Here is an 11412-nt window from a genome sequence, read left to right as displayed (position 1 = left end):
AACATTATCTAAGCTACCATCTCGATTATTTTTTCAGCGATTTAAGTCTAAGAAATCCCCCTATTCCCTGCCATTTTCTGGTAGAGTTCGCACCTCTGTAACAGCCCTTTAAATCCGCTGTAACTCTTCTAATTTTTTTACCCTCAGGACACTCCCTTGATATCCTCTGCGAACATTACAATGCAGTTTGGCGCTGAGCCTTTGTTTGAAAATATTTCGGCTAAATTCGGTAACGGCAATCGCTATGGTTTGATTGGCGCGAACGGCTGCGGCAAATCGACTTTTATGAAGATTCTGAGTGGTGACCTAGTGCCGACATCGGGCAACGTGTCTATCACACCGGGTGAGAAGATGGGTGTGCTGAGTCAGGATCAGTTCGCCTTTGAAGAGTACACGGTTATCGATGCGGTAATCATGGGTGATACTGAGCTTTGGAAGGTCAAACAGGAGCGCGATCGTATTTATGCGTTGCCAGAGATGTCCGAAGAAGATGGGATGAAGGTTGGCCATCTGGAAAGCGAATTCGCTGAGATGGATGGTTACACCGCAGAAAGTCGTGCTGGTGACATTCTATTGGAAGCAGGCATTGCCGAAGAATACCATTTTGGTTTGATGAGTCAGGTTGCACCGGGCTGGAAACTACGTGTGTTATTAGCACAAGCATTGTTTGCTAACCCAGATATTCTGCTGTTGGACGAACCAACCAACAACTTGGATATCCATACCATTAGCTGGCTTGAGTCGGTCTTAAACCAGCGTAAATGCACCATGATTATCATCTCCCACGACCGTCACTTCCTTAATGCGGTTTGTACCCATATGGCGGATATTGATTACGGTGAGCTAAGAATCTATCCGGGTAACTATGATTACTTCCTAGAAGCGTCCTCTTTGATCCGTGAGCAGCTATTAACGGAAAATGCGAAAAAGAGTGCTGAACTGGATGAACTACAAGCGTTTGTAAATCGCTTTTCTGCCAATGCATCTAAAGCTAAGCAGGCAAGCTCACGTGCTAAGAAGATGGAGAAGATCGAACTGGATGAAGTTAAAACTTCCAGCCGCCAAATTCCATCCATCACGTTAAAGCAGGATAAAAAGCTACACCGTCAGGCGCTTATTCTGGAAGATGTAGGCCACGGTTTTGAAGACAATAAATTATTCGAAAACGGTAATTTGATTTTAGAAGCCGGTGCGAAGCTGGCTGTTATCGGTGAGAACGGTGCCGGTAAAACTACCTTCTTGCGCTGCCTAATGGATGAACTGCAAGCGAATGAAGGTACGATCAAATGGTCTGAAAATGCGGTCATTGGTTATTGCCCACAAGATAGCAGCGCTGATTTTGATTCTGATCTAACTCTATTTGAGTGGATGTCCCAGTGGCGTACACCTAAGCATGACGACCTTAAAGTCCGCGCCATGCTGGGCCGGTTACTCTTTACGGCTGACGACTTTAATAAGAAAGCTAAAGTCTGCTCCGGTGGTGAAAAGAACCGCTTGCTGTTCGGCAAAATGATGATGATGGATTTGAACGTCCTGATTATGGATGAGCCAACCAACCACATGGATATGGAAGCTATCGAAGCATTAAACAATGCCCTGCTTGGCTTTGATGGCACGCTGATCTTTGTCAGCCATGACCGTGCATTTGTATCCTCATTAGCAACGCATATTATCGAAATCAAAGATCAACAGATGATCAATTTCCACGGCACTTTCGATGAATATATGGATAGCCAAAAGATTGCCGCTGAAGTTGCTTAACAGCCTTCATAGATACCAATAAAAAAGGGCCTGATTAAATCAGGCCCTTTTTTGTATTAAGCATTATTCTGCCAACTTCGGCTATCCCATCTGTCCCACACCCCCCCGTTGTTTACGCCCACTAACTATCACGACCACCCTGTTAACCGGAAACAGTTAATGGATGCCCTCTTCAAATAACCAAGCCTATTTATTGACTCGTCTCAACATTCGAGCACAAAACATCATTTCCAGGCGGATATCAACTATCCTAAAAGTGACCTTAAAACTGCAATGAACTAGCCGCTTTTGCCGAGGAGTTAAGGATGGCTTGTTTAGTAATAGATAAGGATACTGATAATGTTGTGCCCTCCCCTAATATGCGGGAATACTCAACAGAGCTAACAGATTCACCCAATTGCCAAATTGATGGTCTACCAGGTAATGCGGTTAACATCTGTTACGAAGCGGTGGATCGACATCTAGATAAAGGCCTTGCCGATAAAATAGCTCTCAGATGGCATAGCAAAACAAACCAACTGAGGACCTTTACCTACGCCGAACTGGCAGCAGCGACAAGCCGCTTTGCTTGTGTACTTCAGCGACTTGAGCTTCAACCGGGAGCCAGGGTATTCGGCTTAGCTGGCAGAACACCTGAGATTTATATCTCATTACTGGGCAGTTTGAAGTTTGGTGCTGTTTTTGCGCCACTGTTCTCCGCGTTTGGACCTGAACCTATCCGTTCACGCATGGAGATTGGCGATGCAGCAGTATTAGTGACAACAGAGCGACTGTATCGGAAAAAGGTTCAACACTGGATCAATGAATTAACCCCTTCTCCTCAAGTACTCTTACTGGATGTAAAAGGAGAGCCCCCTGAAGGCTGTCATGATCTAAGCAAATTGCTAGCCGAGGCTGACCCAGACTTTCCGGTTTACTCAAGCTCGCCAGATGATATGGCCCTACTGCACTTCACCAGCGGCACTACTGGTAAACCAAAGGGAGCCGTACATGTTCATAACGCCGTACGGCACCACATTATTTCTGCCTACTATGCGCTTGATCTGCACCCTGAAGATATTTATTGGTGTACTGCGGATCCCGGCTGGGTAACGGGTATTTCCTACGGCATTATTGCTCCACTTTGCCATGGCGTAACACTGGTAATTGACGAAGCAGAATTTGAGCCTGCCCGCTGGTACCAGCTGTTAGAGCAAGAGCGTGTCAGCGTTTGGTATACCGCACCTACAGCGGTACGCATGCTAATGAAGGCCGGAGATCAGCTACCGCTCAAATATGATCTCAGCCAACTGCGCTTTATGGCCAGCGTTGGAGAACCCCTCAACCCCGAGGCTGTCATCTGGGGGAATAAGGTTTTCGGTATCCCCTTTCATGATAACTGGTGGCAGAGCGAAACAGGTGGAATCGTCATCTCCAATTATGCTGCTATGCCGATCAAACCGGGATCGATGGGACGTCCAATCCCCGGGCTTGAAGTCGCACTGATAAAGCGGACTGCTAACAACAGCATCCAGCTATTGAATGATCAGGAAACCACCGGCGAGCTAGCAATAAAGGCAGGCTGGGCCTCAATGTTTCGTGCTTACCTTAATCAACCAGATCGCTACCAAAGCTGTTTTTCAGAGGGGTGGTATCTCTCTGGTGATTTGGCTCGACGAGATAGCGATGGCTATTACTGGTTCGTCGGGCGCAGTGATGATGTGATTAAAACCGCGGGACATCTGATTGGCCCCTTCGAAGTGGAAAGTGTACTGATTGAACATCCAGCGGTCGCTGAAGCTGCAGTGATTGGTATCCCTGATCCTATTGTTGGCGAAATGATAAAAGCCTACGTGGCACTCAATTCGGGCTACCTCCCCGATGAAACTCTGAGGAAAACGCTGTTGGGGCATGCTCGCAAATATCTTGGGGCAGCAGTCGCACCAAAAGAGATTTCCTTTCGTGAAAATCTACCAAAAACACGTAGCGGTAAGATCATGCGACGTCTGCTAAAAGCTAGAGAGTTAGGGCTGCCGGAAGGCGACCTATCCACACTTGAGAGCGATGAGAAATGACTTCCCCAGACAAAAAAATCCATCTTGGTAAAGAGCATCTCTCGCAGCTGCTGTACCAGATGTTGCGTATCAGGCTGTTTGAAGAGCGCTGCGCTGAACTCTATACCCAAGAGAAAATCCGCGGTTTCCTCCATCTCTATATAGGCGAGGAAGCGATAGCCGTTGGCGTGTGTCAGTCACTACAAAACGCTGACAGGATGGTATGTACCTATCGTGAACATGGGCATGCTCTCGCACGAGGTATGTCGATGACAGCAGTGATGGCTGAGATGTTCGGCAAAACCAATGGTTGCAGCCGCGGCCGTGGCGGGTCTATGCATCTGTTCTCTGATGAGCTGAATTTTTATGGTGGCAACGCCATCGTTGCAGGAGGGCTTCCTTTAGCGGTCGGATTAGCTCTAGCTGACAAGAAACTACAACGCGACAGTGTTACCTGCTGCTTTTTTGGTGAGGGAGCTGTTGCCGAAGGTGAGTTCCATGAAAGCCTGAATTTAGCGTGCCTATGGCAATTGCCAGTACTGTTTATTTGCGAAAACAATTTATATGCCATGGGAACAGCGCTCGAACGTTCCGAATCTGAAACAGAGCTTTATCGTAAGGCTGCCAGCTACGGCATGCCTGCCCAGAGCGTTAATGGTATGAATGTGGTGGATGTAGAAGTTGCTGCAAAGCAAGCGTTAGAGGCTATCCGTCAGGGCCAGGGACCACAGTTTTTAGAGTGCCGCTGCTATCGGTTTAAAGGCCACTCCATGTTCGATACTCAGCTGTACCGTCGCAAAGAAGAGGTTGAACAATGGCTCAGCAAAGGTCCGGTGGTACAGCTCAGCGACTGGATGGAAAAAAACTATCATTTGTCTAATCAAGACATCGATCTATTGAAAAACAAGATAAACCTAGAAATCGACCAAGCCGTAAGCGAAGCGGATCAGGGTGAATGGGAACCTGTCACAGATCTGCTGCAAGGTGTTTATACGGAGGTTGATCATGACTAAACCTGCGCAAACCCTGAGTTTTCGTGAGGCGGTACGAGAGGCACTGCGAGAAGCTATGGAACAAGATCCTACCGTATTCCTAATGGGCGAAGATGTTGGTCGCTACGGTGGTTGTTACGCAGTTTCTAAAGGACTTATAGATCAATTTGGTGAAGAACGGGTCATTGATACGCCTCTGTGCGAATCTGGATTTGTCGGTGCGGGTATTGGCGCAGCACTGGGAGGTATGCGCCCTATTGTCGAGGTGATGACAGTCAATTTCAGTCTGTTGGCGCTCGATCAGATCGTAAACAACGCCGCTACTATCCGGCACATGTCTGGTGGGCAGTTCAGTGTTCCGTTGGTAGTCCGCATGGCCAGCGGTGCTGGACGCCAACTGGCAGCTCAGCACTCCCATAGTTTGGAATGTTGGTATGCACATGTACCCGGACTAAAAGTGCTGACCCCCGCTACAGTCAGCGATGCTCGCTATATGCTGCAGATGGCACTGAATGATCCTGACCCGGTCATCATCTTTGAGCACGTGATGTTATACAACATTGAAGATCAACTTATACCTCGCGAGAAGACTCCTCCAATGGAGCAAGCAGTTATCAGAAAAACCGGAAAGGATCTGAGCTTAATTGCCTATGGCGGTACTCTGGCAAAAGCTCAGCAAGCTGCTGAGACACTACTCAAAGAGGGCATTGATGCTGAGGTTATCGACCTTCGATGTCTACGTCCGCTGGATAAAAAAACGTTGCTAGAAAGTCTGAGTCGAACCCATAGAGCCGTTATTATCGATGAAAGCTGGAAAACTGGCGGGATGGCGGCAGAGATCAGCGCCCTGCTGATGGAGGAGGGATTCTGGCAGCTGGATGCTCCAGTCACCCGAGTATGCAGTCAGGAGGTTCCTATCCCCTACCCGGAACATCTTGAGCAAGCAGCACTACCCCAGGTAGAGGATATTCTTGAAGCTGTCAGACAGCTACCGGGGATAGTATGAGTAATTCGGTTTATGAGCTGACTATGCCTTCATTTGGCGCTGATATGGATCAAGGCCTGATCTTGGAGTGGCGAGTTAAATCAGGAGATAAGATCAATAAGGGTCAGGTTATCGCCGTTATTGAAACTCAAAAAGGTGCTATCGACTTTGAAGCTTATACCGATGGTCAGGTTGAGGAATTACTAGTTTCAGAAGACCAAACGGTACAAGTAGGGACTCCGATTGCACGACTAACGGGGAAAATAGACGTTAACGCAGTAACTGATCCTGTCATACCCACTGAAACTGAACGAAAACCCTCACAACCTGTTCCACAGACTAGTAGCCATCAACCATCCACTAGTTACGCTAACCTCAGTAGACATTCAGCAACACCCTATGCTCGACATCTGGCTAAACATGCAGGGATAAACCTGACCGAAGTTACAGGTAGTGGCCCAGCCGGCGCTATTCTGTCTAGGGATATGAAAAAGGCTCATCACACACCACATTCACCTAGCAAAGATTCAATGCGCGAGGCTATCGCTGCTGCACTAAGTCGATCCAAACGTGAGATCCCTCATTACTATCTGGAAACCACAATTGATGTGCAACGGGCAGATGACTGGGTGCATGAATTTAACCGTGATCTACCGCCAGACCAGCAGATCCTACTCAATGCTTTATTTCATTGTGCTGTAGCCAAAGCGCTGCGCAAAGTGCCTGAATTTAATGGTTTTTATTTAGATGGTCATTTTTCAGAATCATCTGAAGTTCACTTAGCGACAGGAATCTCTATCCGAAGTGGCGGGCTTATATCACCTGCGATCCTCAACGCGGATCAGCTCGCACCTGCTGAGATGATGTCTCAGCTGAAAGATCTGAGTGACCGGGTACGAAATGGCGGCCTGCGTTCAACTGAGATGACCTTAGCCACTGCGACCTTAAGTAGCATGGGTGACCGCGGTGTAGAAAAGCTGTTTGGCATCATCTACCCACCACAAGTCGCATTGATTGGTATAGGTAAGCCAACTGTTCGCCCTTGGGTTGTGGGCTCTGAGGTCAAACCTCGCCTTTTGGTTACCGCCTCGCTTGCTGCTGACCATAGAGCCACTGATGGCAGGCAAGGAGCTCGTTTTCTCAACCAACTGGGCAAGCTATTACAAAAACCGGAGAACCTATGAATACAGAACAGATAAAAACAATTCTGCAGGAAGAGATTCTTGAACTTGCGCCAGAAGCAGATCTAGATCTACTGGATCAGCAAGAAGATATGCGCGAAGAACTGGATCTGGATTCAATGGATTTCATGCGCTTATGCGTAGCACTGGGTAACAAGTTAGGTTTTCAGATTCCTGACTCCGACTTGACCAAAATATTAACCTTTGAATCCATGCTTACTTATCTGTATGAACGGAGCGGACCGTGAACCTGTCCCCGTTTATTTGCCCTTTTTCTTGTCCAAAATTAGCCTCGATAAATTACAGGCCCCTGACTGCAGGCAAACGTTTTGTCCACTGACCCAATGCCTACCTCTCAGGAAAGTGCACTCCATGTTTTGCATATAGTGAAACAGGTTGCGGCTGAATTACATCCAAATCAGCATTTTTCCAATACATTAAATTTGGATAGTTCTCTAGATCAAGATTTCTCTTTCGATAGTCTTGGAAAGGTAGAGCTTTTACTGCGACTGGAACAAGAATTTAGGGTTGCTCTACCCGAATCCCTTCTTAATAGAGCGGATACTCCACGAGATCTGTTTAACGCTATTTTAAACTCTCAGGCTCGAACTAAGAATTGCGCTCTACCCGAACTAGAGCAAGTACAACTAGAGCTGAAGGATACCAGCATAGCCCCAGAGCTGGCAGAAACCCTGCTAGATGTGTTGGAGTGGCAAAATCAGCATCATCCTGACCAAGTTCATATAACCTTGTACGATCCGGAAGGTGAAGGGCAGACAATTAGCTACAAACAATTAAAAACAGAAGCGTTGAAAGTTGCAGCAGGCTTGCAAGTACTTGGACTTCAACCACAGGCACCCGTTGTATTAATGTTGCCAACCGGCGCCGAGTACTTCTACTGCTTCTTTGGCATTCTCTATGCGGCGGGAATTCCCTGCCCTATTTACCCACCGGGGCGTAAAAGTCAGATTGAAGAGCACCTTAACCGACATGCCAGTATTGTTCGGAACAGTGGTGCAGAAATAATGATTACACCTGAAGATGCGCTCCCTTTTGCAGGTCTTTTACGCAATCAGGTAACGTGTCTAAACCATTTGGTCACTCCTGAAAATATGCAGCAGCATGTAGGAGAACCTACCTTACCCAAAATACACCCACGGGATATTGCTTTCTTACAGTACACTTCCGGCAGCACCGGCACCCCGAAAGGCGTAATCCTGACCCACGCCAACCTTCTCGCGAATGTCCGAGCAATGGGCGAAGCGGTACAGGCTGATGCCAATGATGTATTTGTCAGCTGGCTCCCCCTTTACCATGATATGGGCCTGATAGGAGCTTGGTTTGCCAGCCTCTACCATTCCGCCCACCTAGTAATAATGTCACCATTGAGTTTTATTGCCCGTCCACAACGCTGGTTGGAGGCGATTCACCGTTATCACGGCACTCTGTCAGCCTCACCAAATTTTGGTTATGAGCACTGCAGTAGACTCGTTGACCCCAAGGACAACCAACATCTGGATCTATCCAGTTGGCGTTGCGCGTTTAATGGCGCAGAAGCCGTGAGCCCTCAGACGCTTGAGACATTTTGTCACCGTTTTTCCTGCCTTGGTTTTTCCGCCCGTTCGATGATGCCTGTTTATGGATTAGCTGAAAACAGTGTTGGACTGGCTTTTCCGCCACTGGCACGCGGGGCAAAACTCGACTGCATCAATCGTGATCGCTTTAGCTTAACAGGGTACGCAGACCCCGTTTCTTCAGCAGATCCATCAGCAATATCCATAGTTAACTGCGGCCAAGTTATCCCTGGCCACCAACTTAGGGTTGCAGATAGTCGCAATCGGGAATTACCTGATCGACAGGAGGGACATGTACAATTTAAAGGTCCATCAGCAACTTCTGGATATTATCGAAACCCCAAAAAAACAGCCGGTTTATTTAAAGGAGACTGGCTGGAAACCGGAGATCTTGGATATATCGTTGACGGAGAGCTCTACATTACCGGTAGGCAAAAAGATCTAATAATTCTGGCCGGCCGAAACATCCACCCATCGGAATTAGAGAACGTGGTTTCAGAACTAGAAGGCGTGCGAAAAGGTGGGGTGGTCGCATTTGGTAGTCAGAGCGAAGAATTTGGTACTGAGCGATTGATTATCGTTGCTGAAACACGCTTAAAAGCTGCAGACGCATTAAATGCCATCCGATCAAAAATCAATCAAGCCTCTTTAGATCTGTTAGGTTTGCCTGCAGATGAAATCTGCTTAGTCGCCCCAAATCAAATATTAAAAACATCCAGCGGCAAGGTACGCCGTGCAGCATGCAAAGCACTATATGAATCAAACCAGTTAGGCAAAAGAACTGGCAATATCCGGCTGCAATGGCTGAAGATCGGACTGGCATCCATCCGCGGTAAGTTAACACGCTTCTTTTTAGACGTTCTGGATTATGCATTTGCTGGCTACTGCTGGCTGGTGTTCACTACATTGGCATTAGTGTTCACTCCCATCGCCCTTTTGTTTTCAAAACTGGACCTTCGCTGGGACGCACTCAGCCTTTGTATACGACTTATGTGCATGCTGACAACAATCAAAGTTAAGGTAGAAGGTCTGGAGAATCTACCGGCTAAAGGGCAGCCTTCTGTCTTTGTAGCAAATCATGCCAGTTATCTAGATGGCTATCTCATACTTGGTTTTCTGCCCAGAGCTGTCCGTTTTGTGGCTAAAGCAGAATTAAAAAGCAATAAGCTGGTGGCCTTTTTGCTTAACAAGATCGGAGTAGAGTTTGTAGAACGCTTTAACGCCGAACAGGGATATGCGGATATCACGAGGCTTTCGGAAGACACAATAGAAAAACGCTCTTTGTTCTTTTTCCCTGAGGGTACATTTTCCCGTGTTCCCGGTCTGCGCTCCTTCCACCTAGGAGCATTTATTACTGCGTGCCAGAAGAAGCTTCCCGTTATACCCATAGGAATAAGGGGAAGCCGAAATATACTCCGCGCAGATAGTTGGTTCCCAAGACGGGGGCATATCATTATCTCCATTGGTAAGCCGATCTATGAACCACCAGAAGAAGGGGTCTCTCCATGGCAAAGCGCCATCAAGATGCGGGATTTAACCCGTGTAGAGATTTTAAAATTAACTGGCGAGATTGATCTGAAATCCGAAGAGCCTATGAACAACGTTGCGGAAATTGAATAAAGTTTAATAGGGACAAGAATCAATGACTAAAGCTGGTATATGACACCAGCTTCCGACATTATAATCGCTTGCATATCTCAGATAGATTTAAACAACCTGCCCTGCTGCAAATCCAGATGCCCACGCCCACTGGAAGTTATGACCGCCCAGATGACCGGTTACATCGAGACACTCACCAATAAAGAATAGGCCCGGTGCTTTTTTAGCTTCCATGGTTTTCTGGTTAATTTCATTGGTATCGATACCACCTAGTGTCACTTCCGCTGTACGATAACCTTCAGTACCTGAAGGTTTGATCTTCCACTCGCGGAAAGCACTGTTAATCGCATCCAGATCTTTATTAGATTGGTTACCCATGATGCCGCTAAAGCCGAATAGCTGGCAGAGGATCTGAGCCATACGCTTGCTCATCTGCTGCGCCATTATGGTAGTAATTTCCGCTTTGGGACGCGCTTCGCGTTGCTCTTTTAACCATGTAAGCAGATCAAACTCTGGGAACAGGTCTATCTCAACTTCGCCACCAGGTTGCCAGTAGGAGGAGATCTGCAAAATAGCAGGACCACTTAAGCCACGGTGGGTAAAGAGCATACTTTCGATAAAGCTGGTTTTACCGATAGTCGCTTTTACCTTGTGAGATACACCCGAGAGTTCTTTAAGTACCTCTTTCTCTTTTGGCTGTAGGGTAAAAGGCACTAACGCTGCTGTTTTAGGTAGTACTTTTAGATCGTACTGCTCAGCGATATCGTAAGCAAAGCTGGTAGCTCCGCCATTGGGAATCGATAAACCTCCAGTCGCAATAACGACAGATTCAGCTTTGATCGGACCAGATGATGTTTGCAGTAAGTAACCCTCTTCCTGCGGCTCGATACCATTGACGCTCAGCTCGGTACGGATCTCATTACCCGCCCATTCTGATTCGGTCATTAAAACCCGAAGAATCTCTTTACTGGATTCATTACAGAACAATTGGCCGAGTGTTTTTTCGTGATATTCCACACCATGACGATCAACCAGATCGATAAAGTCCTGCGCTTTATAACGACTGAGAGCAGATTTACAAAAATGAGGATTCTGCGAAAGGAAGTTAGCGGGACCGTTATGAATATTGGTGAAGTTACAACGTCCACCGCCGGACATTAGGATTTTTCGGCCAACTTTTTTAGTGTGTTCGATAACAAGAACAGAACGTCCTCGATAACCAGCAGTAGCGGCACACATCAGGCCTGAAGCTCCGGCTCCGATAATTACTACATCGTACTGTGTCAC

At 47.2% G+C, this 11412-nt stretch carries 8 protein-coding genes; 7 read left to right on the top strand and 1 reads right to left on the bottom strand.

Features of this window, described 5'->3' with window-relative positions; translation table 11 throughout:
* Positions 1-156: 156 nt before the first annotated feature.
* From ACMXYX_RS07250 to ACMXYX_RS07220, 7 genes are all read left to right on the top strand, one after another.
* The gene (locus tag ACMXYX_RS07250) at positions 157-1761 is read left to right on the top strand and encodes an ABC-F family ATPase (protein WP_415884948.1); all 1605 of its coding nucleotides are present in this window, start codon (positions 157-159) and stop codon (positions 1759-1761) included.
* A 305-nt stretch (positions 1762-2066) separates the two neighbouring features.
* Complete coding sequence (gene acsA, locus ACMXYX_RS07245) at positions 2067-3815, top strand: acetate--CoA ligase (RefSeq protein WP_415906708.1); 1749 nt, start codon at positions 2067-2069, stop codon at positions 3813-3815.
* Positions 3812-4807, top strand: a complete 996-nt coding sequence (gene pdhA / locus ACMXYX_RS07240; protein WP_415906707.1) for a pyruvate dehydrogenase (acetyl-transferring) E1 component subunit alpha — start codon at positions 3812-3814, stop codon at positions 4805-4807. Before acsA ends, pdhA begins: the two co-directional genes overlap by 4 nt.
* On the top strand, positions 4800-5792 hold the full coding sequence (locus tag ACMXYX_RS07235) for an alpha-ketoacid dehydrogenase subunit beta (RefSeq protein WP_415906706.1): 993 nt from the start codon (positions 4800-4802) through the stop codon (positions 5790-5792). The genes pdhA and ACMXYX_RS07235 overlap by 8 nt, the downstream gene beginning before the upstream one ends.
* Complete coding sequence (locus ACMXYX_RS07230) at positions 5789-6955, top strand: dihydrolipoamide acetyltransferase family protein (protein ID WP_415906705.1); 1167 nt, start codon at positions 5789-5791, stop codon at positions 6953-6955. The genes ACMXYX_RS07235 and ACMXYX_RS07230 overlap by 4 nt, the downstream gene beginning before the upstream one ends.
* Positions 6952-7200, top strand: coding sequence for an acyl carrier protein (locus tag ACMXYX_RS07225; protein ID WP_415884342.1), 249 nt, complete (start codon positions 6952-6954; stop codon positions 7198-7200). The genes ACMXYX_RS07230 and ACMXYX_RS07225 overlap by 4 nt, the downstream gene beginning before the upstream one ends.
* Before the next feature lie 81 nt (positions 7201-7281).
* Positions 7282-10146, top strand: a complete 2865-nt coding sequence (locus ACMXYX_RS07220) for an AMP-binding protein (RefSeq protein WP_415906704.1) — start codon at positions 7282-7284, stop codon at positions 10144-10146.
* 87 nt (positions 10147-10233) lie between these two features.
* Here ACMXYX_RS07220 and ACMXYX_RS07215 read toward each other — a convergent pair whose 3' ends face one another.
* A complete protein-coding gene (locus ACMXYX_RS07215) occupies positions 10234-11364 on the bottom strand; it encodes an NAD(P)/FAD-dependent oxidoreductase (RefSeq protein ID WP_415884654.1) in 1131 nt (376 codons plus the stop codon).
* Positions 11365-11412 lie beyond the last annotated feature (48 nt).

The organism is Neptuniibacter sp. QD72_48 (assembly GCF_047778065.1).
GTDB lineage: Bacteria > Pseudomonadota > Gammaproteobacteria > Pseudomonadales > Balneatricaceae > Neptuniibacter.
This window is presented reverse-complemented; position numbering and strand designations above follow the sequence as displayed.

What these genes read in the sequence shown, in the direction of transcription:
- acsA (WP_415906708.1), top strand. Translation starts at nt 2,067, where the DNA reads ATGGCTTGTTTAGTAATAGATAAGGATACTGATAATGTTGTGCCCTCC.
- pdhA (WP_415906707.1), top strand. Translation starts at nt 3,812, where the DNA reads ATGACTTCCCCAGACAAAAAAATCCATCTTGGTAAAGAGCATCTCTCG.
- ACMXYX_RS07235 (WP_415906706.1), top strand. Translation starts at nt 4,800, where the DNA reads ATGACTAAACCTGCGCAAACCCTGAGTTTTCGTGAGGCGGTACGAGAG.
- ACMXYX_RS07230 (WP_415906705.1), top strand. Translation starts at nt 5,789, where the DNA reads ATGAGTAATTCGGTTTATGAGCTGACTATGCCTTCATTTGGCGCTGAT.
- ACMXYX_RS07225 (WP_415884342.1), top strand. Translation starts at nt 6,952, where the DNA reads ATGAATACAGAACAGATAAAAACAATTCTGCAGGAAGAGATTCTTGAA.
- ACMXYX_RS07215 (WP_415884654.1), bottom strand. Translation starts at nt 11,364, where the DNA reads ATGTGTGCCGCTACTGCTGGTTATCGAGGACGTTCTGTTCTTGTTATC.